The organism is Nocardioides sp. JCM 18998 (genome assembly GCF_055391535.1).
This window is the reverse complement of record NZ_AP043886.1, coordinates 2735358-2756259: the sequence shown is the minus strand read 5'-3', so window position 1 is coordinate 2756259 and position 20902 is coordinate 2735358. Positions and strand designations below refer to the sequence as shown.

At 70.7% G+C, this 20902-nt stretch carries 22 protein-coding genes; 6 read left to right on the top strand and 16 right to left on the bottom strand.

The window, feature by feature from the left end:
• Positions 1-3 precede the first annotated feature (3 nt).
• Positions 4-1515 carry a CoA-acylating methylmalonate-semialdehyde dehydrogenase gene (locus ACZ5L9_RS12870; RefSeq protein WP_464528305.1) on the top strand — a complete coding sequence of 504 codons (1512 nt, stop codon included), beginning with the start codon at positions 4-6 and terminating at the stop codon, positions 1513-1515.
• 13 nt (positions 1516-1528) lie between these two features.
• On the opposite strand, the gene ACZ5L9_RS12865 is transcribed toward ACZ5L9_RS12870, so the two are convergent.
• From ACZ5L9_RS12865 to ACZ5L9_RS12855, 3 genes are all read right to left on the bottom strand, one after another.
• Entirely contained in the window at positions 1529-2839 is a 1311-nt protein-coding gene (locus ACZ5L9_RS12865) for a reverse transcriptase family protein (protein WP_464528303.1), read from the bottom strand.
• A 283-nt stretch (positions 2840-3122) separates the two neighbouring features.
• A complete protein-coding gene (locus tag ACZ5L9_RS12860; protein WP_464528301.1) occupies positions 3123-4433 on the bottom strand; it encodes an HNH endonuclease signature motif containing protein in 1311 nt (436 codons plus the stop codon).
• 455 nt (positions 4434-4888) lie between these two features.
• Positions 4889-5365 (bottom strand): ATP-dependent zinc protease family protein, encoded by a 477-nt coding sequence (locus tag ACZ5L9_RS12855; protein ID WP_464528299.1) that lies wholly within the window; start codon positions 5363-5365, stop codon positions 4889-4891.
• Between the two features lie 26 nt (positions 5366-5391).
• Here ACZ5L9_RS12855 and rimK point away from each other — a divergent pair, with 26 nt between their 5' ends.
• On the top strand, positions 5392-6585 hold the full coding sequence (gene rimK / locus ACZ5L9_RS12850; protein WP_464528296.1) for a 30S ribosomal protein S6--L-glutamate ligase: 1194 nt from the start codon (positions 5392-5394) through the stop codon (positions 6583-6585).
• 52 nt (positions 6586-6637) lie between these two features.
• Here rimK and ACZ5L9_RS12845 read toward each other — a convergent pair whose 3' ends face one another.
• Genes ACZ5L9_RS12845 through ACZ5L9_RS12830 form a run of 4 tightly spaced genes read right to left on the bottom strand, consistent with a single transcriptional unit; the run spans position 6638 to position 9876 of the window.
• The gene (locus ACZ5L9_RS12845) at positions 6638-7141 is read right to left on the bottom strand and encodes an N-acetyltransferase family protein (RefSeq protein WP_464528294.1); all 504 of its coding nucleotides are present in this window, start codon (positions 7139-7141) and stop codon (positions 6638-6640) included.
• A gap of 24 nt (positions 7142-7165) precedes the next feature.
• Positions 7166-8266 carry a carboxylate-amine ligase gene (locus ACZ5L9_RS12840; RefSeq protein WP_464528292.1) on the bottom strand — a complete coding sequence of 367 codons (1101 nt, stop codon included), beginning with the start codon at positions 8264-8266 and terminating at the stop codon, positions 7166-7168.
• Positions 8263-9483: a M20 metallopeptidase family protein gene (locus ACZ5L9_RS12835; RefSeq protein ID WP_464528289.1), complete on the bottom strand. Its 1221-nt coding sequence runs from the start codon at positions 9481-9483 to the stop codon at positions 8263-8265. Before ACZ5L9_RS12835 ends, ACZ5L9_RS12840 begins: the two co-directional genes overlap by 4 nt.
• A gap of 60 nt (positions 9484-9543) precedes the next feature.
• The gene (locus ACZ5L9_RS12830; RefSeq protein ID WP_464528287.1) at positions 9544-9876 is read right to left on the bottom strand and encodes a hypothetical protein; all 333 of its coding nucleotides are present in this window, start codon (positions 9874-9876) and stop codon (positions 9544-9546) included.
• 122 nt (positions 9877-9998) lie between these two features.
• Here ACZ5L9_RS12830 and ACZ5L9_RS12825 point away from each other — a divergent pair, with 122 nt between their 5' ends.
• Positions 9999-11039 carry a diguanylate cyclase domain-containing protein gene (locus tag ACZ5L9_RS12825; RefSeq protein WP_464528285.1) on the top strand — a complete coding sequence of 347 codons (1041 nt, stop codon included), beginning with the start codon at positions 9999-10001 and terminating at the stop codon, positions 11037-11039.
• On the opposite strand, the gene ACZ5L9_RS12820 is transcribed toward ACZ5L9_RS12825, so the two are convergent.
• From ACZ5L9_RS12820 to ACZ5L9_RS12790, 7 genes are read right to left on the bottom strand one after another with little or no spacing between them, the layout of a single operon-like run.
• Positions 11006-12049, bottom strand: a complete 1044-nt coding sequence (locus ACZ5L9_RS12820) for an NAD(P)-dependent alcohol dehydrogenase (protein ID WP_464528282.1) — start codon at positions 12047-12049, stop codon at positions 11006-11008. The genes ACZ5L9_RS12825 and ACZ5L9_RS12820 overlap by 34 nt on opposite strands.
• Positions 12050-12083: 34 nt before the next feature.
• A complete protein-coding gene (locus ACZ5L9_RS12815; RefSeq protein WP_464528280.1) occupies positions 12084-12332 on the bottom strand; it encodes a biotin/lipoyl-containing protein in 249 nt (82 codons plus the stop codon).
• Positions 12325-13320 carry an alpha-ketoacid dehydrogenase subunit beta gene (locus ACZ5L9_RS12810; protein WP_464528278.1) on the bottom strand — a complete coding sequence of 332 codons (996 nt, stop codon included), beginning with the start codon at positions 13318-13320 and terminating at the stop codon, positions 12325-12327. Before ACZ5L9_RS12810 ends, ACZ5L9_RS12815 begins: the two co-directional genes overlap by 8 nt.
• Positions 13313-14323, bottom strand: coding sequence for a thiamine pyrophosphate-dependent dehydrogenase E1 component subunit alpha (locus tag ACZ5L9_RS12805; protein WP_464528274.1), 1011 nt, complete (start codon positions 14321-14323; stop codon positions 13313-13315). Before ACZ5L9_RS12805 ends, ACZ5L9_RS12810 begins: the two co-directional genes overlap by 8 nt.
• A gap of 1 nt (position 14324) precedes the next feature.
• Positions 14325-14711 carry a 2Fe-2S iron-sulfur cluster-binding protein gene (locus ACZ5L9_RS12800; RefSeq protein ID WP_464528272.1) on the bottom strand — a complete coding sequence of 129 codons (387 nt, stop codon included), beginning with the start codon at positions 14709-14711 and terminating at the stop codon, positions 14325-14327.
• Positions 14712-14717: 6 nt separating this feature from the next.
• Entirely contained in the window at positions 14718-16130 is a 1413-nt protein-coding gene (locus ACZ5L9_RS12795) for an aromatic ring-hydroxylating oxygenase subunit alpha (RefSeq protein ID WP_464528271.1), read from the bottom strand.
• Between the two features lie 41 nt (positions 16131-16171).
• Positions 16172-16450: a hypothetical protein gene (locus tag ACZ5L9_RS12790; protein ID WP_464528268.1), complete on the bottom strand. Its 279-nt coding sequence runs from the start codon at positions 16448-16450 to the stop codon at positions 16172-16174.
• Positions 16451-16626: 176 nt separating this feature from the next.
• On the opposite strand from ACZ5L9_RS12790, the gene gndA reads away from it, so the two are divergent.
• Complete coding sequence (gene gndA / locus ACZ5L9_RS12785) at positions 16627-18093, top strand: NADP-dependent phosphogluconate dehydrogenase (RefSeq protein WP_464528266.1); 1467 nt, start codon at positions 16627-16629, stop codon at positions 18091-18093.
• A gap of 127 nt (positions 18094-18220) precedes the next feature.
• Positions 18221-18649 carry a DUF7144 family membrane protein gene (locus ACZ5L9_RS12780; protein WP_464528264.1) on the top strand — a complete coding sequence of 143 codons (429 nt, stop codon included), beginning with the start codon at positions 18221-18223 and terminating at the stop codon, positions 18647-18649.
• 13 nt (positions 18650-18662) lie between these two features.
• Here the strand turns inward: ACZ5L9_RS12780 and ACZ5L9_RS12775 are convergent, their stop codons facing one another.
• Positions 18663-19025 carry a winged helix-turn-helix transcriptional regulator gene (locus ACZ5L9_RS12775; RefSeq protein ID WP_464528262.1) on the bottom strand — a complete coding sequence of 121 codons (363 nt, stop codon included), beginning with the start codon at positions 19023-19025 and terminating at the stop codon, positions 18663-18665.
• 104 nt (positions 19026-19129) lie between these two features.
• Here ACZ5L9_RS12775 and ACZ5L9_RS12770 point away from each other — a divergent pair, with 104 nt between their 5' ends.
• Positions 19130-20002: an NmrA family NAD(P)-binding protein gene (locus ACZ5L9_RS12770; RefSeq protein WP_464528260.1), complete on the top strand. Its 873-nt coding sequence runs from the start codon at positions 19130-19132 to the stop codon at positions 20000-20002.
• 76 nt (positions 20003-20078) lie between these two features.
• Here ACZ5L9_RS12770 and ACZ5L9_RS12765 read toward each other — a convergent pair whose 3' ends face one another.
• Positions 20079-20885 carry a hypothetical protein gene (locus ACZ5L9_RS12765; RefSeq protein WP_464528258.1) on the bottom strand — a complete coding sequence of 269 codons (807 nt, stop codon included), beginning with the start codon at positions 20883-20885 and terminating at the stop codon, positions 20079-20081.
• Between the last annotated feature and the right edge of the window lie 17 nt (positions 20886-20902).

Below are 20902 nucleotides of genomic sequence, written 5' to 3'. Positions count from 1 at the left end.
CTCATGAGCGACCTCCCGATCCTCGACCACTGGATCGACGGCACCACCACGCCCGGCACGGGCAGCCGCCTCGGCGACGTCTACGACCCCGCGCTCGGCAGCGTGCAGCGTCGCGTCCGATTCGGCACGGCCGCCGATGTCGACACCGCCGTGGGTGCTGCCCAGAAGGCCTTCGCCGAGTGGGGCGAGGCCTCGCTCGCACGCCGGATGCAGGTGATGTTCGCCTTCCGCGAGCTGCTCAACGCGCGCAAGGGCGAGCTGGCCGCGATCCTCACCGCCGAGCACGGCAAGGTGCTCTCTGACGCTGCCGGCGAGATCGCCCGTGGGCTGGAGGTCGTGGAGTTCGCGTGCGCCATGCCGCACCTGATCAAGGGCGCGATGTCCGAGAACGTCTCGACCGGGGTCGACGTGCACAGCCTCAAGCAGCCGCTGGGCGTGGTCGGGATCATCAGCCCGTTCAACTTCCCGGCGATGGTCCCGATGTGGTTCTTCCCGATCGCGATCGCGGCCGGCAACACCGTCGTGCTCAAGCCCTCGGAGAAGGACCCGTCGGCGGCCAACTGGATGGCCGCGCTCCTCGCCGAGGCGGGCCTGCCCGCGGGCGTCTTCAACGTCGTGCACGGCGACAAGGAGGCGGTGGCCGCGCTCCTGGTCCACCCCGACGTCGCCTCGATCTCCTTCGTCGGCTCGACGCCGATCGCGAAGTACGTCTACGAGACCGGCACGGCCGCTGGCAAGCGTGTCCAGGCGCTCGGCGGTGCGAAGAACCACATGCTGGTGCTGCCCGACGCCGACCTCGACCTGGTCGCCGACGCGGCCGTCAATGCGGGCTTCGGCTCCGCCGGGGAGCGCTGCATGGCCGTCTCGGTCGTCCTCGCCGTCGACACCGTCGCCGACGCCATCATCGAGAAGGTCACCACCCGGATGGCCGGCCTGAGGACCGGCGACGGGCGACGCGGCAACGACATGGGGCCGCTCATCACCGCAGCCCATCGCGACAAGGTCGCCTCGTACGTCGACGTCGCCCGCGCCGACGGCGCCGAGGTCGTCGTGGACGGCCGGGTCGGACAGGCCGGGGTCGAGATCGACGGCGAGCCCGACGGGTTCTGGGTCGGCCCGACGCTGATCGACCGCGTGCCGACCACCTCGACGGTCTACACCGAGGAGATCTTCGGCCCGGTGCTCTCGATCGTGCGGGTCAGCGGCTACGAGGAGGGCCTGGAGCTGATCAACTCCGGGCAGTTCGGGAACGGCACCGCGATCTTCACCAACGACGGCGGAGCTGCCCGCCGGTTCCAGCGTGAGGTGCAGGTCGGGATGGTCGGGATCAACGTGCCGATCCCGGTGCCCGTCGCGTACCACTCCTTCGGCGGCTGGAAGTCATCGCTGTTCGGGGACGCGAAGGCCTACGGCGTGCAGGGCGTCGACTTCTTCACTCGTGAGAAGGCCGTGACGACCCGCTGGCTCGACCCGAGCCACGGCGGCATCAACCTGGGCTTCCCGCAGAACGCCTGAGCCCGGCCGCTGATCAGCGGGTCCAGTCGATGGCGTCGTACTCGGCTCGCAGCCGTGCGCCGCGAGCAGGGTCGTGCTGGGCGACCCAGGCGATCCGGCCGCGCAGGTGCTCCTCGAACGCAGGCACGCCTGCGCGGTTCTGGGTGCTCGGTCCGTGGATCCGGCAGTTGTGCAGGATGGCGCGCAGTAGGTCGATCTCGCGACGCGCGACGTGCGGGCGCTCGTTGACGACCAGGCCGCCGAGCGTCTGGCGGCCGCCGCGTGGCATGACGCCGGTCTTGCGGGGATTGAGCCGGAAGCCCTCGTCGCGCACGATCTCCTCGACTGCGTCAATCAGTCGCGAGGTCCCGATCCGCCAGCCGCCGTCACCGGAGAGGGCGAGGTCGTCGGCGTACCGGGTGTACCGCCCTCCCCAGGCTCGGGCGAGCGCGTCGAGCCGTACGTCGAGCCGGAACGCCGCGAGGTTGGCCAGCGCCGGCGAGGTGGGCGCACCCTGCGGGAGGTGCGGAGCCGCGAGCCGCCGTCCCAGGCGCCAGTGGGCCGCAGCGAGACCCTCCGACGCGGGCCTGGGGATGACACGCCACGCCGCGAGCGGCAACACGCTGGTGCTCAGCCCCGCAAGGCGGTGGGCCACCGGCTCGGGGTAGCCCGCCGAGCGCCAGATCCCGTAGACGCGCGAGACGGTCACGCTGGCGAAGAACGCCTCCAGGTCGAGTCTGATGACGACGGGCCTCCCGGCGTGCGGTGCGGCGTAGGAGGCGACGGAGCCGCCGGGGCGGAAGCCGCGGGCGGCGCCGTGCGGCGGGATCCGGGCGAGGAGCTCGTCGAGGAGGAGACGCTGGATGCTCTTCAGGCGCGGCTTCGGCGCCTCCAACACACGGATCGCTCCGCTGGGTGCAACCCGGTGGCTGACGCGATAGTGCTGGAGTGGTGCGTCGCTGGCGGTCCTGGCCAAGCGCCGCGGGTCGGCGAACCAGTCGAGCTCGGCGTCGGTGACATCCATGAGGTCGGCGAGCGCGGCGAGGTCGTCGAGGACCGGCAGGTGCCAGCGGTTGGTCACCATGCGGGTGGCGCCGAGCGGCTGTACGACGGGTCGGTCCCGGCTCGCCCTCTCGGCAGCAGGCAGGGTGGCGATCACCTCGGCGAGCGCACGCGGCTGGTCGAAAGGCGCTCGCACGAAGATCTCCAGCGTCTGGCGGGCGATCGGCGTGAGCCAGCCGGGCCGGCGGCCCAGGACGGCCGTACCGCTCTCGACCAGGCCGGGACCGGTCCACTCACCGGCGAGGAAGGCCGCCGCCAGGGCGCGGGCAAGGTCCGGTCTCATCGGTGAGGGCGCCGGGCGCTGGGGTGCGGCAGCGCAGCTCGACCTGTCCCGTCGTGCGCGCGATGTCCTGCAGCGAAGCGCAGCCGCTCGCGCGCGGTGCCGTGCCCGGACGTACCGGTGGCCCCCGGGGTAGCCCCGGGGAGGCAGACCGATGACGCGCATCGGCGTGCCGTCTCGAGTACGCGCTGCCGCACGGCGACACCCTAGCCACACCGACACCGACGCGTACGGCCTTCGGAGGAGCGGTTTCAGCGGCGACGCCGCCGTCGTGGTGGGGCGGGCCCTAGCCCGGTGGTTGAGGTGCGAGCTCCGGTGGTTGAGGTGCGAGCGCAGCGAGGCTCGAAACCCCGGTAGCCCCGGTGGGGTCGACGTGGAAGTGCTGGTGGTGGGGGCTGGTCCAGAGGAACTCGCCGGGACTCAGCTGGGTGTAGCTCCAGCCGGTGTGGGTCTTGACCCGATGGTGGAGTCGGCACAGGGGTGCCAGGTTCGCCGAGGTGGTGGTGCCGCCGTGTTCGTAGGGGTCGATGTGGTCCAGATCGGCGGTCCGGGCGGTGCGGGTGCAGTGCGGGAACACGCAGACCTGGTTGCGCAGCACGATCTGCTCCCGCAGCGTCACGGAGGGCTGGTAGCCGCTCGAGGTGATCTCGGTGTTGAGGTCGATGACCGGCCGGATGCTCACTGTCGTGCCGGGGCGGGTGAGCCAGGTGCAAAGGCGGTCGATCCCGACCATGTAGTCGCCGGAGCCGTGCTCGACCTGAGCCACCTCCCGCTCGGCCGCGTCCAGGTGGACGTACAGGGTCGCAGTGCTGCCGCCGGTGGTGATCTCTCCGGTGGTCAGGTCGAGTCCGAGCTCGCGGCGTGCGATCTCTCCCACCGCCAACGCCCGCCGCACATCCAACGACTCCTCCGAGCCGGCCAGGAGCAGGGCGTGCGCGGCGCGGGCGATCGCGGTCTCGAAGTCGCGGGCATCCACCACATCCAGGGATGCGCTCAGCCCGGCGCAGCCGCCGGTGACGTCGCGGTCGTGGATGGTGACGTGGCGGTGCTCGGCAGCTTCGGCCTCCTGGGCCTTTGCTTCTTCGGGGTCGAAGCGTCGGATCGCCTCGGTGACCATGCGTTCGAGGCGCACGATCCCGATCTTGTGCGCGACCGGTGCCACCTGGGCATCCACCCAGGCTGCCGCGTCCGGAGACAGGGCGAGGGTGTGGTCGGCGATGCGGCGGGCCTTGTACGGCTCCAACGGCCCCGACGCCATTCGTGCCCACACGAGTGGCAGTCGGTAGCGCAGTTCCAGGACGGTGCCGAGCCACAGGCGGGCCGAGTCGGCGGAACGTCCCAGGGCGGTGGCCAGCTCGGCGATCGCGAACTCCGCCACCAGCGGCGCCCCCTCACCGGCGATCGCGAGCTCGTGGTCGGTGCCCGGCACCGTCATCGCCCGATCGATCGAGTCGGTCGAGTGCAGGTCCGCCCACTCCAAGGCGAGGCGCATGAGCCGGATCTCGGCCTGGCGGGCGTCCTCGCGCGCCGCGCCCATCGCATCCAGGAGTCCGGCCGGGGTGTCCCGGTCGAGATCCTGGATCGGTGCGGTGGTCATGGGTCGAATCTACGGACAGGGTCCGACAGTTTTGGCCTCATCGGACCTGTCCAGAGACGTCTTTTCGAATATCTTCTCTGGTCCTTGCTCTGTGCCACGGGGCTAGTGGCCCGACGGAACGGTGCTCTCGGCACCTGCTGTGCCAAGACACTCGAGTGGCACCTGCTGTGCCGCTCTTCCCTTGAAATCTCTGGCTGGAACCGTCGCCTCCGGTACGCCACCCGCCCACCGGCAGCTGCCGGTGGGCGGGTGGCGTCTGTAGGGCCTGCTGGCGATCACGAAGACGAACGAGAGAAGCGTGGTACAGCGGGTACCACCTACCTGTCTTGGCACAGACCGCGCTGAGAGCACCGTTCCGTCGGGCCACCATGCGTGTGGTCCCGTCCGAAGACAACGTGTCGGAGGGCCGCGTCGGTCGTGTGGGAGGGCCGAGTCGGCGGTGTGGGAGGGCCGAGTCAGTCCTCGCGACGGTTGGCGCGGCGTATGTCGCGTGGCGGCTTGCCGCCGAGGTAGGAGGCGGACGAGTCGACCAGGAAGCCTCGCTTGAGGAGCTCGCGACCGACCAGCATCCGGAAGCCCATCGCGTCACGGCGGGTCAGGGTGACCTCGGCGGGGACGACGCGGCCGCACAGCCGCACGTCCAGCGTGACGACGTACCGCTCCTCCACGTGCCCCGACGACGACCGGACGTGGCGGATGTCGTGGACCGGCAGCTCGACCCGCACGGGGTCGGCCGTCGAGCGCTGCCAGGGGTGGATCTCGAAGCGCACCCACGCCGCACCCTCGCGTTCGAACCGCTCGAGTCCGAAGGCATGCAACGATGACGTCTGGGCGCCGGTGTCTACCTTGGCCTTGAGCCATTCGACCTCGACACCCGGCAACCCGACCCATTCGCGCCAGCCGACGGTGCGGGTGGGATCGTTCTTCGACACGTCGCCTATCCAAGCAGGATTCCCTCGTGAAGATCGCCATCTTGTCCCGAGCGCCGCGCAGTTACAGCACGCAGCGCCTTCGCCAGGCTGCCCTCGACCGGGGGCACAAGGTCAAGGTGCTCAACACCCTGCGCTTCGCGATCGACCTCTCCGGCGAGGACCCCGATCTGCACTTCCGGGGCAAGCAGCTCTCCGAGTACGACGCGGCGCTGCCCCGCATCGGTGCCTCGATCACCTACTACGGCACCGCCGTGGTGCGGCAGTTCGAGCAGATGGACGTCTACACGCCCAATACCGCCAGCGGCATCACCAACTCACGCGACAAGCTGCGCGCCAACCAGATCCTGTCGCGGCACGGCATCGCGATGCCGCCGACCGCGTTCGTGCGCAACCGCGCCGACGTGGTGCCCGCCATCAAGCGGGTCGGCGGCGCGCCGGTCATCATCAAGCTGCTCGAGGGCACCCAGGGCATCGGCGTGATCCTGGCGCCCGACATCAAGGTCGCCGAAGCGATCATCGAGACCCTGCACTCGACCCGGCACAACGTGCTGATCCAGAAGTTCATCAAGGAGTCGAAGGGCCGCGACATCCGAGCGCTCGTCGTGGGCGACCGGGTGATCGCAGCGATGCGCCGTACGGCCCAGGGCGAGGACTTCCGCTCCAACGTCCACCGCGGCGGCACCGTCGAGCGCGTCGAGCTCGACCCGGAGTACGAGCGGGTAGCGGTGCGCGCCGCCCAGATCATGGGGCTCAAGGTCGCCGGCGTCGACATGCTGGAGAGCGACGAGGGCCCGCTGGTGATGGAGGTCAACTCCTCCCCCGGCCTGCAGGGCATCGAGGAGGCCACCAAGCTCGACGTGGCCGGCGCGATCATCGACTACATCGACAACCAGGTGGCGTTCCCGCAGATCGACGTGCGCGAGCGGCTCGCGGTCTCGACCGGGTACGGCGTCGCGGAGCTGGTCGTGCACGGCGACGCCGACCTGGTCGGCGTGACGCTCGGAGACTCCGGCCTACGCGAGCGCGACATCACCGTGCTGACCCTGCACCGGGGTTCCCTGGTCATCCCGAACCCCAACGTCCATCACGTCCTCGAGGCCGAGGACCGGCTGCTGTGCTGGGGCAAGCTCGAGGAGATGCGCACGATGATCCCGGACCGGCCGAAGCGCCGCCCGCGGGTCAAGAAATTGCCGAAGCACCCGCTGCCCGCCGACGGGTGAGCTGCTGCCCGGGGGTCTCGACAGGCTCGACCTACGGGGTCGACCTCGGGGATCAGCGGGTCAGGTCGAGGCTCAGGATGGTGAGGTCGAGCCACCGGTCGAACTTGGTGCCGACCTCGCGGATCGTGCCGATCGTCTCGAAGCCGAGCTTGTGGTGCAGCGCGATCGAGGCGGCGTTGTCCGCCTCGATGTCGGCGATCATCACCCGCATGCCGGCCTGCCGGGCGATCGCGATGAGGCGCTCGAGCAGCGCCCGTCCGATGCCCCGGCCCTGCGCGGCATCCGAGAGGTAGATCGAGTCGTCGACCGTGTAGCGGTAGCCCTCCTTGGACCGCCACGGGCCGTAGCCGGCGTACCCGACCACGACACCGTCGATCTCGGCCACCAGCATCGCGTCGCGCTCGAGGTGCTCGCCGACCCACTCCTCGGCCGCCTCGGCGGTGAGCTCGACGCCGGTCCACAGCGCCGTCGTGTCGCGGATCGCGGCATTGCGGATCTCGCGTACGCCCGCCACGTCGTCGGCGGTGGCGAGGCGGATCGTGTACGGGGTGGTCATGCCCCGGATCGTAGAGAAGCTGCGTCAGGTGTGCTCGGCCAGGGCGTCGACGACGGCCCCGAAGCCGCCCGTACGGTGCGCGTCGCGCTGCAGCCGAGCACCGGTGCCGCGCTCGCGGATCCGGGCCAGCCCGTCGCGCACCAGCGCGGCGTCGCCGGTCTCCTTGAGCGCCGGCTCGACTCGTGCGAGCAGGTCTTCGACGTACTCCCACGCCCCGATGAGCTCGCCGGTGATCGGATCGACGAGCCGGTCCTCCATGCCGTAGCGGGCGGCGCGCCAGGTGGCCGCGCGGAGCAGGTCGCCGCGGATCGGCGCCGGTGCGATGCCACGGTCGGCCTCGTCGGCGGCGGTGGAGACCAGGGCGCGGACCAGCGCCGCGATGGTGGCCGCGTCCTCGGCGGCGGCGCAGACATCGCAGACCCGGATCTCGACGGTCGGGTAGCGCGCCGAGAGCCGCGCGTCGTAGCAGATCATCGCCTCGTCGATCGCCGCGCCGCTGGCGACCAGCCCGGCACGCACCCGCTCGTACTCCTCGACGCTGCCGAAGACGTCGGGCACACCCGCGGTGGGCCACTGCCCCCACAGCACCGTGCGGTAGCTGGCGTACTCGGTGTCCTCGCCGGCGAGGAACGGCGAGTTGGCGCTGAGAGCGCGCAGCAGCGGCAGCCAGCCACGGATCCGGTCGAGGACGGCGACGCCCTCCTCGGGTGACTCGATCGAGACGTGCACGTGCATGCCGCATGCGAGCTGGGCCGACGCGACCCTCCCGAAGACGCGGGTCATCTGCTGGTACCGCTCGTCGGCGGTGGTGGTGACGTCCTCGTCCAGCGGGCTCGTCGCGGACGGGATCAGCCGTACGCCGCGGTGCCGGGCCGCGGCCGCCAGCGCCGCGCGCCGCGCGCGGAGATCGGCGAGCAGGTCCTCGATGCGCGCATGCGGCGCCGTCCCGAGCTCGGCCTGCTGCTCCATGAACTCCTTGTCGAAGTTCCCCTCCTCCTCGGGTGCCGCGATCGCCTCGGCCCTCGCGATCACCCGCTCCCCCTCGGCCGCGAGGAACGGCGACCGGTGCTGGACGAGCAGGAACTCCTCCTCAACCCCTACAGTGCGACTCTTCGGGCAACTCATGGGGCGTCAGTGCCCCCTCGGCCCACGATCGAAGCATCGGATCCGGCCGCGTATCCGGCGAGCAGGGCCACGGCGAGGTCGCGGACGGCCTCGTCGGGTGGACGGAACGTCGGGTGGTGGAGACCCGCAGGGGGCAGCCCGGGGTGCGGATCCACCCCGACGAACATCATCAGGATCCGGGCGACGTCGCCATAGTGGGAGAAGTCGTCGGCACCGCACGAGCGCAGCGGCGCGGAGAGCTCGAAGCCCAGATCGGTGAGCCAGGGATGAGCGGCAGCGGTGAGGACCGGGTCGTTGACCAGGGCCGGCTCCCCGTCCTGGATCTGCACCTCGCCGCGACAGCCGAAGGCCTCGGCGACGCTGCGCACGATCGTCCGGATCTCCTGGTGCACGGCCGGCCGCTCCGCGCTCTCCAGCAGCCGCAGGGTGCCGCGGGCGTGGGCCTCGTCGGGGATGACGTTGGCCGCCGACCCGGCCGTCAGCGAGCCGATGCTCAGCACGGCCGGGGCGAGCGGATCGACCCGGCGGCTCACCACCTGCTGGAGCGCGACGACCACCTGTGCGAGCGCCAGGACGGGGTCGCGGGTGAGGTGGGGATAGCCCGCGTGCCCACCGCGCCCGGTGATGTGGATGTCGAGCTCGTCGGTGCTGGCGTTGACGGCGCCCTCGGTGGCCGCCACCACGCCGCGGGCCAGCACCGGCTGCACGTGGGCGCCGATCACGGCTCGTACGTCGTGCTCCTGGAGCACCTTGGCCGCCACGATCTCGCGCGCACCCGACGGTGGCCGCTCCTCGCGCGGCTGGAGGATCACCAGCAGGGGCACCGGCGGCTCGACCCGCTGGGCGGCACGTGCCAATGCCGTGACACCAGCGAGGTGCACGTCGTGTCCGCAGGCGTGCATGGCACCGTTGCCGGAGGCGTCGTGCGAACCCGTGTGCTCGATCAGGGGCAGCGCGTCCAGCTCGGCACGGACCGCGATGCAGGGGCCGTCGGACGGCCCGATCCGGATGAGCCGGCCCGTGTCGGCCACCACCTCGGTGGTGATCTCCGAGCCTGCCCCGATCAGGATCGACTCGGTCACCCGGGCGGCGGTGCGCTCCTCGTCGCCCGAGAGCTCGGGCTCGGCGTGAAGCCGTCGGCGCAGCTCGATCGCCGTGGGCAGCTCCCGCTCGAGCGCAGCTCGCAGCGCGGTCATCGTCGTCGCACGTGGGTCCATGTCTCTGATCGGTAACCCGAACCCTGCCTGCGATAACGGCCGCGCCCCGGCGACGGAGCGTCAGCCGTCGGTCGTACGCCGCAGTCGGGCCTCGTGCAGGCGCTCCTCGGCGGCCTGGGCGTAGGCGAGGCAGGGCGCCTCGGCATCCGGGTGCTTCTCGCGCAGGTGGAAGATCCAGCGGTCCATCGCGGCCATGTAGCCGTTGTCCTGTCCCGGCCGGTAGACCGACCAGGCCCGGTCGGGCCGCCCCGGCTTGTTGCCGGGAACGGTGCACTCGCCGCAGCTGATCTTGTAGACGAACTGGTCGTCGGACCCGAGCTCGATCTTCACCGAGGCGAGGGGGCCCGCCTCCGCCGCGGCCTTGCGCTCCCGCGCTGACCGGCTCGCCACCATGCTGCACTCCTCTGTCGTCGGCCCACTGTCGTCGGCAGGGTGCAGCCTACGCGCCGAGCGGGTCGGCGCACGGCGCGCAGGTCCCGGTCAGGCGGCGATGCACCCTGCCGATCAAGAGGGGCGTGGAGGAGTTTCGACGCTGGTGGCGCGAGCCGCCGGCCGGTGCGACGCGCGATGCGACGGTGGCGATCACGGGAGTCCTCTACCTCGTCGTCGCCGCGATGTACGCGGCCTCCTTCCTCGCCTTCAGCGGCCTCGGCGAGCCGTGGTGGCTCCAGTTCGTCTGGGTCGCCCTCCCGCTCGCGGTCGGGTGGCGGATGCTGGTCGCACGCCGGCGTCTTCCCCGCGTCGTGGAGAGCATCAGCCCGATCGTCGCGCTCATCGGAGGCCTGACGTTCGTGGTGGTCGCCGATCGCGGCGAGAACAGCCTGCCGCTGACGCTGCCGATCATGACCGCGCTGATCAACTCGTCGTTCAAGTTCCCGGTACGGCAGGTCGTCGCCAACGCCGCGGTCATCCTGACCTCCACCGCTGTGGTGCTGCACCGCCAGGGCGTGCCCGACGGCGACCTGGCGCTCCTGCTCGGCAGCTGGGTCTCGCTGGGCATCCTGATGACCTGGGCCGCGCGACTCGGGGACAACGCCGAGACCGATCCCCTCACCGGGCTGGCCAACCGGCGCGGCTTCGAGCGGCGCTTCGAGGCGGCGGCGACAGGCGATACCGCTCGGCTGAGTGTCGCCCTGCTCGACCTCGACGGCTTCAAGCAGGTCAACGACGTGATGGGCCACAACGTGGGCGACCAGCTCCTCGTGGCGTGCGCCGCGGCCTGGCAGCCGCTGATGCCGCCCGGGGCGGTGCTCTCCCGCCGTGGCGGCGACGAGTTCACCCTGATGACGCAGAGCCTCAAGCCGTCGGCGGTCGACCGGCTGCTGGAGCGGATGCGGCTCGCCTGCCCCGATCAGGTCACGGTCTCGGCCGGCGTCGCCGTGATCCTCGCAGGCGAGAGCACCGGCGAGCTGCTGCACCGAGCCGACCTCGCGATGTACGAGGCCAAGCGGCAGGGCCGGGATCGCGTCATCCGCTCCCGGCCGCTGCCAGCCAGCCGTCGCGCCGCCGACGAGCGCGCCCGTCAGAGCGTCGCGGTGTCGATCACGAACCGGTAGCGCACGTCCGAGGCGACCACGCGCTCGTACGCCTCGTTGACCTGCTCGATCGAGATCACCTCGATCTCGGGCAGCACCCCGTGCTCGGCACAGAAGTCGAGCATCTCCTGGGTCTCGGGGATGCCGCCGATCGCCGAACCGCTCATCGTGCGCCGGTTGCTCAGCAGCGAGAACAGGCTGAGGTTGAGCGGCTCGGGCGGCAGGCCCACGTCGACGTACGCGCCGTCGAACGCCAGCAGGCGCAGGTAGGCGTCGAGGTCGGTGTGCGCGCTGACGGTGTTGAGGATCATGTCGAAGCGGTTGCGCAGCTCCTTGAACGTCGCCGGCTCGCTGCTCGCGAAGTAGTCCTTCGCGCCGAACGCGAGCCCGTCCTCCTGCTTGCGCAGCGACTGCGAGATCACCGTGACCTCTGCACCCATCGCGGCGCCGAGCTTGACGCCCAGGTGGCCCAGGCCGCCCAGGCCCACGACGGCGACCTTCTTGCCGGGCCCGGCGTTGAACCGCCGCAGGGGCGAGTACGTGGTGATGCCGGCGCACAGCAGCGGGGCGGCGGCATCCAGCGGCAGCGCGTCGGGGATCCGCAGCACGAAGTCCTCCACCACCACGACCTGCTGGGAGTAGCCGCCCTGGGTGATCGAGCCGTCGCGGTCGATCGCGTTGTAGGTGCCGACGTTGCCCTTCGCGCAGTACTGCTCCAGGCCCCGCTGGCAGCGGTCGCACTCGCCGCAGGAGTCGACCATGCAGCCCACGCCGACGCGGTCGCCGACCCGGTGCTTGGTCACCTCGGAGCCGACCTCGCTGACCGTGCCGGCGATCTCGTGGCCGACCACGAGCGGGTACTTCGCCGGGCCCCACTCGCCGCGGACGGTGTGGATGTCGGAGTGGCAGATGCCGGCGTACGCGATGTCGATCCGCACGTCGTGCGGACCGACGTCGCGCCGGTCGATGCTCATCGGGGCGAGCGGCGAGGTGGCCGAGGTCGCGCCCCAGGCCTTCACAGTCGTGGTCACCGCGTCAACCTAGCAACCCGCCCCCGGCCGAGGCCTAGGCCGACGCCTCGATGAGCCCGACCTGGGTGCCGACGGGATAGGTCTCCTCCTGCACGGCTTGGCCGTGACGCAGCACCCCCGACGCGACCGCCTCGACCTCGATCTCGATCTTGTCGGTGGACACGGAGTAGATGGGGTCACCCTCGGTGACGCTGGTGCCGTCCGGCACCAGCCACTCGACGAAGATGGCGTCCTCGGCCGCCATCGAGACCTTGGGGATGTTGACGGGCACGTGGTCAGACACGCACCGCTCCTCTCGTCTTGCGCGCGGCCGCGACGATGTCGTCGACGGTCAGGGTGACCAGGCCCTCGGAGGCCCGCGCGGGGATGGGGGTGAACTTCGCGCCGACCCGCTGGACGGGCTCGACCAGCTCGTTGAAGAGCCGTTCCGAGATCTGGGCGGCCACCTCGGCGCCGGGACCGGCGACCGTGGTGGCACAGTGCGCGACCACGGCGCGCCGGGTCTTCGCGACCGAGGCCAGCACGGTGTCCATGTCGAGCGGCAGCAGCGTGCGCAGGTCGACGACCTCGGCCTCGATGCCCTCCTCGGCGAGGATGTCGGCGGCGGCGAGCGCACGAGCGGTGGCGAGGCCGTACGTGATGATCGTCAGGTCGCCGCCCGCCCGCTTCACGTCGGCCTTGCCGATCGGGACGCGGTGGCCGTCGCCCTCGGGGACGGGCCCCTTGACGCCGTAGAGCAGCGAGGCCTCGATGACGAGGACCGGGTCGGGATCGAAGATCGCGGAGAGCAGCAGGCCCTTCGCGTCCGCGGGCGAGCTCGGGTAGACGACCTTGAGGCCGGGCACGTGCATGAACCACGCCTCGAGCGACTGCGAGTGCGTGCCGCCGGAGCCGGTCCCGGAGAAGACGGCCGTGCGTACGGTGATGGGGCAGGTCGTCCGTCCGCCCGACATGTAGCGCAGCTTGGCCGCGTGGTTCACGATCTGGTCCATCGCGATGCCGATGAAGTCCATGATCATGATCTCGGCGACGGGCAGGAAGCCCTCCATGCTCGCGCCGACGGCCGCTCCGATGATGGCGGCCTCCGAGATCGGGGTGTTCATCACCCGATCGGTGCCGTACGCCGTGGCCAGGCCGCGGGTGACGGCGTTGACCCCGGCCGCCGGGTCGGCGAGGTCCTCGCCGAGCAGGAAGACCCGGTCGTCGGTGCGCAGGGCCTCGTCGAGGGCCTCGTTGATCGCCTCACGGATGCTCACGACCCGCTCAGACATGGGACACCACCAATCCATCGGCGTAGACGTCAGTGCTGATCTCCTCCGGGGACGGAGGTGCGGCCGCGACGGCCTCCTTGATGCCGGCCTCGACCCGGTCGCGGGCGGCGGCCTGGATCTCGTCGAGCTCGGTCTGGCTGAAGCCGAGGTCGAGCAGGCGCCGCGGGAAGGTGACCATCGGGTCGCGCTCGCGCATCTCCTCCATCTGCTCGGAGGGGATGTAGTGGCTGGTGTCGCCGGCGTAGTGACCCTCGAAGCGGAAGGTGACCGCCTCGACCAGCGTCGGGCCCTCGCCCCGGCGGGCGCGGTCGACGGCCTCCCGGATCACCCGGTAGGTCGCCACCGGGTCGTTGCCGTCGACCGTCACGCCGAGCATGCCGACGCCGCGGGCCCGGTCGGCCACGTGGGTGATCGCCATCGTCTCCTCGACCGGCGTCATCTCGGCGTAAAGGTTGTTCTGGCAGACGAAGACGATCGGCAGGTCCCAGGTCGCGGCCAGGTTGACGCCCTCGTGGAAGGAGCCGGTGTTGGTCGCGCCGTCGCCGAAGGTCACCACGGTGACCCGGTCGACGCCTTGCTTCTTGGCCGCCAGCGCGAGCCCGACGCCGACCGGCACGCCGGAGCCGACGATGCCGGTCGTCATCATCACGCCGTGCTCGGGGTCGGAGATGTGCATCGTGCCGCCCTTGCCGCGGGAGGCTCCGGCGGCGGTGCCGAGCACCTCGCCGACGATCTCCGCGATCGGGACGCCCTTGGCCACGTGGTCGTGCAGGCCGCGGTACGTGGTGACCAGGCGGTCATCCTGGCGCAGCGCGAGCCCGAGCGCCGCGGGGATGGCCTCCTGGCCGCGCGAGGGCCAGATCACGGTGGCGAACTCGCCGCGCTTGATGCCGTTGAGGATGCGGGTGTCGAGGGCGGCGGCAGTGCACATCGTCGCGTACAGCGTGGCCAGCTGCGCCCTGTCGAGGTCGGTGGCCGCCGGTGCGGCCTCGGTGGTCGTCATCTCAAGCACTTCCTGATCGGGTGGACCCGGCGGCCAGCTGGTCGCCGGCGTCGAGCATGTTGTTGTCCTCGGGCTCCGCGGCCCGGAAGCCGTGCTTCTCCAGCACCAGCCCGTCGCGGGTGCAGCGCAGCTGGCAGCCGAGCCGGACCAGCGGGCTGGACTTGAACCGGTCGGCCATCTTGAACCGCTTGGCGTCGAGCTCGAGCTCCTCAGCCGGCAGCGCGCTGAGCTCGCCGTCGAGGATCTTGGTGAAGCACGTCATGCAGTCGGCCTGACCCCAGCACTGGGTCGGCCACACGTACCCCTGCCGCCAGGCGGCCTCCGCGACGGACTCCCCCGCGCCGACCTCGAGCTGGATGCCGGCCGGCTGGATCGTGACCCAGGGCATGCGCGCTCAGTACTCCGCAGCCAGGCGACGGTCGAGCTCCTGGTGCATGTTCGCGATGGTGACCTCCCACTGCGTGGAGAGCGTGATGTGCGGCAGGCTCTGGTTCTTGATGCCGCGCTGCATCCGCTCGAGGTTGGCGAAGTCCTGGCGCGGGATGAGGCCCCAGTGGTCGGCGTCGTCCTTGTCGTAGCGACCCGACAGCTCGAGCCGGCCCGGCTCATGGCCCTCGGGGTAGGTGGTCAGCGACCAGACCTCGAAGCGGCACCACTCGGGGTCGTCGTTGTAGGGGCGCACGCGGTAGGCGAGGGAGTTGGCGTACATCGGCAGCATCAGGTAGTTCGGGAAGAGGTGGATGTCGCCGCCCCACATCTTCAGCACCTCGGGCGTCGGCACCGGCCCCGGGATGTTCGCGGTCTTCCAGTACTCCATGAGGGCTCCGATCGCCTTCATCGCGTACTCCGGCGACGTCGTGTCCATCCCACCGGCGACGCCTTCGAAGACGTGGATGTCGCGCTCGAGCGTCATCGCGTCCTGGCCCTCCTGGAGGAGCCGGCCGGCCTCGAGGAAGTCGGGCTTGCCGCCGTAGCTGCTCTTGGCGTCGCCGCTCTGGAAGCGGCCGTGCCCGTTGCGGAACGGCGTGTAGTCGACGTTCTGGAAGTTGGTCTCGCTGTCCGCGTCGCCGTTGAAGGTGTAGAGCTGCGGGTGGGTCTGCTTGACGTGCCAGCCCTCGAAGAACGCCTCCTGGGCGAGCTTCCAGTTGCAGTTGAGAATGACCTCCTTCCACCACTTGGCGCGCATGTTCTCCACGCCGTTGCGGGTCAGCACGTGGGCGGCCGGGAAGAGCGCCTCCATCAGCGGCGGCGCGTCGAGGTCGAGGTTGACCCAGATGTGCCCTCCCCACGTGTCGCACTGCGCCTCGCGCAGCGCGATCTCCTCGGGGCGGATCGTCGTCTCGTCGAAGCCCTCGCGCCCGAAGACGTGCGAGATCTGGCCGTCGGTCTTCCAGCGCCAGCCGTGGAAGGGGCACACGATCTGGTTGCCCGGGAAGCGCCCGCAGCCCTTGCCGAGCTCGGTCGCGCGGTGCCGGCAGGCGTTGTGCAGCGCCTTGATGGAGCCGTCGACCTGGCGCACGATCAGCAGCGACTGCCCGACGATCTCGTACTCGACGAAGTCACCGGCCTCGGGGATCTCCTGCTCTCGCGCGGCCATCTGCCACACGTGCGGCCAGAGCTTCTCCTTCTCCAGGTCGTAGAACTCGCGCGAGTAGTACCGCTCGGCCGGGACGTGGCTCCAGTCCCGCATCGGGAACGGCACCTTGGAGATGACGTCATCGCCGTTGAGGCCGATCGCCAGGGCCGCCTCGATATCGGCGCTCGTCGGCTGGTCGGTCGTGATGGGACGGGGCTCGGTGACCGTCATCGTCTGCACGCTCTCTTTCTGCCGGGGATCAGGAACGAACATCAATCGCCGAGGCGGACCTCGTCGGGGGTCGGGGCGCCGAGATCGGCGGAGAGACGGGCCGACCACGCGGCACGCGCCTCGGGGGCTTCGAGCGCGATCAGGCGCTGCTCGAGCTCGGCCACGGTCTCGAGCAGGCCGAAGACGGCCTTGCGGATGATCAGGTCGTCGGTGGCGTGGATGCGGTTCTTGTCCAGGTCGAGCAGCTTCTCGGCCAGCGCCCGCGCGATCGGCGCCTCCGCGCTGATCGCGACATCGCGGATGTTGTTCTCCGTGAACACGCAGCCCCCTGCCGCCGGCTCGGAAGATCACATTAGATTAGATCTTTAAGCGAAAAGTAACGCGCGTCACAACGGGTGGCAAGAGGCTCGTGTCCACCTGGGACCTTCCGCCCAGGCATCTCTTCGCCTTGACTGGGGGAACTGACTGGACACCACACATATCACCGGAGGTTGCGATGGCGGAGAGCGCGGGCCGTACGGACGGCAAGGCGAACATCGGCGTGGTCGGACTGGCGGTGATGGGCTCGAACCTGGCGCGCAACCTCGCCTCCCGCGAGGGCAACACGGTCGCGGTCTACAACCGCACCTATGCCCGCACCGAGGAGCTGATGGCCGAGCACGGGGACCTCGGCTTCGTCGCCTCGGAGTCGATCGACGACTTCGTCGACTCGCTGACCACCCCGCGCACCGCGATCATCATGGTGCAGGCCGGCAAGGGCACCGACGCGGTCATCGAGCAGCTCGCCGAGCGCTTCGAGCCGGGCGACATCATCGTCGACGGCGGCAACGCCAACTTCCTCGACACCATCCGGCGCGAGCGCGAGCTGCGCGAGCGCGGGCTCAACTTCGTCGGGACCGGCATCTCCGGCGGCGAGGAGGGTGCGCTGCGCGGCCCCTCGATCATGCCCGGCGGCTCCGACGAGGCCTGGACGACGCTCGGGCCGATCCTGCGCAGCATCGCCGCCGTCGCCGAGGGCGAGCCCTGCGTCACGCACATCGGCACCGACGGCGCCGGTCACTTCGTGAAGATGGTCCACAACGGCATCGAGTACGCCGACATGCAGCTGATCGCCGAGGCCTACGACCTCCTGCGCCGGGTCGGTCGCCACGACGTCGGCGAGCTCGTCGAGATCTTCCGGTCGTGGAACGACGGCGACCTGCAGTCCTACCTCATCGAGATCTCGGCCGAGGTGCTCTCCCAGATCGACGCCGAGACCGGCACGCCGCTGGTCGACGTGATCCTCGACGAGGCCGGCTCCAAGGGCACCGGTGTGTGGACGGTGCAGAACGCCCTCGGACTCGGCATCCCGGTCTCCGGCATCGGCGAGGCCGTCTTCGCCCGTGCCGTCTCGAGCAAGGCCGTGCAGCGCACGGAGGTCCAGCGCAGCGCGCGGAGCCGGCCCGAGCCCGTGCAGCCGCCCGAGGGGTTCGAGGACGACGTACGCGCCGCCCTCTACGCCTCGAAGGTGGTCGCGTACGCCCAGGGCTTCGACCTGATCGTCGCCGGTGCGAAGGAGTACGGCTGGGACATCGACCTGGGTGCGGTCGCCAAGATCTGGCGGGCCGGCTGCATCATCCGGGCGCAGTTCCTCAACCGGATCGTCGAGGCGTACGAGAAGGAGCCCGAGCTGGCGTCGCTCCTGGTCGACCCCTACTTCGCCGACGCGATCGCGGAGGGCGAGGCGGCCTGGCGCCGCATCGTCGGGCTGGCGGCGGCCTCGGGCGTGCCCGCGCCGGGCTTCTCCTCGGCGCTCTCCTACTACGACTCGCTGGCCTCGGAGCGTCTGCCGGCCGCGCTCATCCAGGGGCAGCGCGACTTCTTCGGCGCCCACACCTATCGCCGGGTCGACAAGGACGGCACCTTCCACACGCGGTGGTCGGAGGATCGTCGCGAGGTCGTGACTGAGCCGTCGACGCACTGAGGGTTCACCCGGAACGGGTGAACGACAACCGGCGCCGCCCCACCCAACGTGGGTAAAGACCCAAGCGCGTGCCTTCGGGAGAGGGGTGCGTCGACCGGGTCGATGCCGACCTGGGAGGGGTCCTGAGGTGAGCGACATCCGCGCGCGCCGCGCCGCCGAGCACCCGCTGCGGCTGCGCCTGTCGACGGCGACCAGCATGTTCGCGGGCAGCGTTCTCGTCGTGATGGGCCTGTGCGAGCTCGCGATGGGGATCGCCGCCCTGAACCACGACGAGATCTTCCTGACCGGCGAGAAGTACACGTTCCAGTTCGATCTGACGACCTGGGGCTGGATCCACATCGTCGTCGCCGTCCTGGGCGTGGCCATCGGGCTCGGCATCCTCGCGAACTCGAATCTCGCGCGGTTCGGCGGCGTCTGCGGCGGCGGCGTGAACGTCGTGGTCAACTTCCTCTGGCTGCCTCAGTACCCCGTCGGAGCGATCGCCCTGATCTCGTTCTCCTTCCTGGCGATCTGGGCGCTCGCCTACCAGATGGGCGACGACCGCGACTACCCGTGACGGCGGATGACGGCTAGTTCGACGGCCCGATGATCGCGTCGGCGTTGCGCCCGACCCAGGTCAGCAGCGGGACCAGCACCTCGGCGAGCTCCTCCCCCAGTGCGGTCAGGCTGTACTCGACGTGTGGGGGCATCACGGGCCTCTGCTCCCGGTGGACCAGACCGTCGGACTCGAGGGTCTTGAGCGTCTGGGCGAGCATCTTCTCGCTCACCCCCTGAGCCCGGCGGCGCAGCTCGCTCCACCGCTGCGGGCCCTCGGTCAGGGAGACCAGGACCAGCACGCCCCACTTGCTCATCACGTGATCGAGCAGGGTCCGGCTCGGGCAGCCGGCCGGGAACACGCCGCCGGGGAAGGCCTCGCCGATACTAACCACCACATCAGTACCTTACTTCAAAGTGCGTACTTCCCGATGGGAAGTGCTCTGCGGGATGTGGTGTTGGAGCCGGTGAGAACCTCTCACCGCTCCGAAAGGCACCTCCCATGACCAGCACCTCCACGCCCGCTCCCCTCGTCGTCACCGGGGCCTCCGGCCACCTCGGTCGGCTCACCGTCGAGGCCCTCCTGGACCGCGGTGTCGACGCCGGCCGCATCGTGGCCACGGCCCGCGACACCGCCACGATCACCGATCTCGCCGCTCGCGGGGTCCGGACGGTACGAGCCGACTACACCGACCGCGCCTCGCTCGACGCGGCCTTCGCCGGAGCCGCGCGCGTGCTCCTGATCTCGAGCAGCGCGGTCGGCCAGCGGGCGGTGCAGCACCAGAACGTGATCGACGCGGCCGTCGCTGCCGGGGTCGAGCTGATCGCCTACACCAGCATCGCGAAGGCGACCGAGGCAGGCCTGGCGCTGGCCGAGGAGCACATCGCGACCGAGAAGGCGCTCGCGGCCTCGGGCCTGCGCAGCACCATCCTGCGCAACGGCTGGTACATCGAGAACTACACCGACCAGCTCCCCACCTACCTCGAGCACGGCACCGTGCTCGGCGCCGCCGGGGACGGGGCGATCAGCGCCGCCACCCGCGCCGACTACGCCGGGGCCGCCGCTGCCGCCCTCCTCCTCGACGAGCCGGCGGCGACCTACGAGCTCGGCGGCACGAGCTTCACCCTCACGCAGCTCGCCGCGACCATCGCCGAGATCACGGGCACGCCGGTCAGCTACACGAACCTCCCCGTCGAGGCGTACGAGGCCGCCCTCGTCGGCGCCGGTGTCCCGGCGCCGTTCGCGGCGATCCTCGCCGACTGCGATGCCGGCATCGCCCGCGGCGCGCTGGAGGTCCCGACCACCGACCTCGAGGCCCTGCTCGGCCGGCCCTCGACGCCGCTGGTCGACGCCGTCGCGGCCGCTACGGCCTGATCAGCACGCCTGTCAGCACGCCTGATCAGCAAGCGGGGTCTGATCGTGGGTGCCCGCTGGCCGGGAGGGTCTGGATCTACCGGGGGCTGTAGACCGAGACCCTCGCCGGCCAGCTCGCCTGGTAGCCGGAGTCGGGCAGCTGGGCGATCGTGTCGATCCGCGACGGCAGCCGGCCGGGGCAGTACTGGTCGTTGTTGGCCACCGTGCCCAGGGAGACGCCGCCCGACATCGTGGCGCGGCCCTCGTAGGGCGCGGTCAGCAGCGGTCCGGTGACAGTGGCGTGCAGGGTGCCGCTCATCGGTACGTCACACGCGAGCCCGAAGGCGCCCGCGGATCCGGAGAGGCTCATGTTCAGGTCGAGCTTCAGCCCCGAGGCCGAGGAGTCGCACGACAGGTAGCTCGTCATCGGCGAGACGCTCACGGAGGTCGGCACGTGCTCGATCACCGGCATGCCCTTGATGGCCAGGCGCGCGTCCAGTCCGTTCACCGCCACCCCGTCCGCCGGGATGATCAGCTGGCCCTGGATGCCCGAGCAGTTGCTGCCGGGCTGGGCGTTGACCAGCCGGATGACACCGCACACCGACGCGTCGATCCCGCTGACCGCCAGCGGACCGCTGCCGTCGACCGTGCCACCGGACACGCGGGCGACGAAGCCGTACTCGGTGGGCGGCGGGTTCGGGTCGGGCCGGCAGTCGTCGGGCAGTCGTACGCCGGAGGCGGCTGTCTTGAGCGAGAGCTGCTGTGGCGCCGCGGAGCTGGGCATGCCCAGGCACACGACGGCGACCACCGCCAGCAGCGGCGTCCACCGCCACCAGCGGCGAGCCCTGCCCCCGGTGCTGCCCCGGTTGCTGGGTCGGGCCTGCTCGTCGAGCGATCCGGTCATGGTCTCCTGCTCCTCTT

What these genes read in the sequence shown, in the direction of transcription:
- ACZ5L9_RS12765 (WP_464528258.1), bottom strand. Translation starts at nt 20,885, where the DNA reads ATGACCGGATCGCTCGACGAGCAGGCCCGACCCAGCAACCGGGGCAGC.
- ACZ5L9_RS12805 (WP_464528274.1), bottom strand. Translation starts at nt 14,323, where the DNA reads ATGACGACCACCGAGGCCGCACCGGCGGCCACCGACCTCGACAGGGCG.
- ACZ5L9_RS12865 (WP_464528303.1), bottom strand. Translation starts at nt 2,839, where the DNA reads ATGAGACCGGACCTTGCCCGCGCCCTGGCGGCGGCCTTCCTCGCCGGT.
- ACZ5L9_RS12795 (WP_464528271.1), bottom strand. Translation starts at nt 16,130, where the DNA reads ATGACGGTCACCGAGCCCCGTCCCATCACGACCGACCAGCCGACGAGC.
- ACZ5L9_RS12840 (WP_464528292.1), bottom strand. Translation starts at nt 8,266, where the DNA reads ATGAGTTGCCCGAAGAGTCGCACTGTAGGGGTTGAGGAGGAGTTCCTG.
- gndA (WP_464528266.1), top strand. Translation starts at nt 16,627, where the DNA reads ATGGCGGAGAGCGCGGGCCGTACGGACGGCAAGGCGAACATCGGCGTG.
- ACZ5L9_RS12860 (WP_464528301.1), bottom strand. Translation starts at nt 4,433, where the DNA reads ATGACCACCGCACCGATCCAGGATCTCGACCGGGACACCCCGGCCGGA.
- ACZ5L9_RS12835 (WP_464528289.1), bottom strand. Translation starts at nt 9,483, where the DNA reads ATGGACCCACGTGCGACGACGATGACCGCGCTGCGAGCTGCGCTCGAG.
- ACZ5L9_RS12770 (WP_464528260.1), top strand. Translation starts at nt 19,130, where the DNA reads ATGACCAGCACCTCCACGCCCGCTCCCCTCGTCGTCACCGGGGCCTCC.
- ACZ5L9_RS12810 (WP_464528278.1), bottom strand. Translation starts at nt 13,320, where the DNA reads ATGTCTGAGCGGGTCGTGAGCATCCGTGAGGCGATCAACGAGGCCCTC.
- ACZ5L9_RS12870 (WP_464528305.1), top strand. Translation starts at nt 4, where the DNA reads ATGAGCGACCTCCCGATCCTCGACCACTGGATCGACGGCACCACCACG.
- ACZ5L9_RS12845 (WP_464528294.1), bottom strand. Translation starts at nt 7,141, where the DNA reads ATGACCACCCCGTACACGATCCGCCTCGCCACCGCCGACGACGTGGCG.
- ACZ5L9_RS12800 (WP_464528272.1), bottom strand. Translation starts at nt 14,711, where the DNA reads ATGCCCTGGGTCACGATCCAGCCGGCCGGCATCCAGCTCGAGGTCGGC.
- ACZ5L9_RS12830 (WP_464528287.1), bottom strand. Translation starts at nt 9,876, where the DNA reads ATGGTGGCGAGCCGGTCAGCGCGGGAGCGCAAGGCCGCGGCGGAGGCG.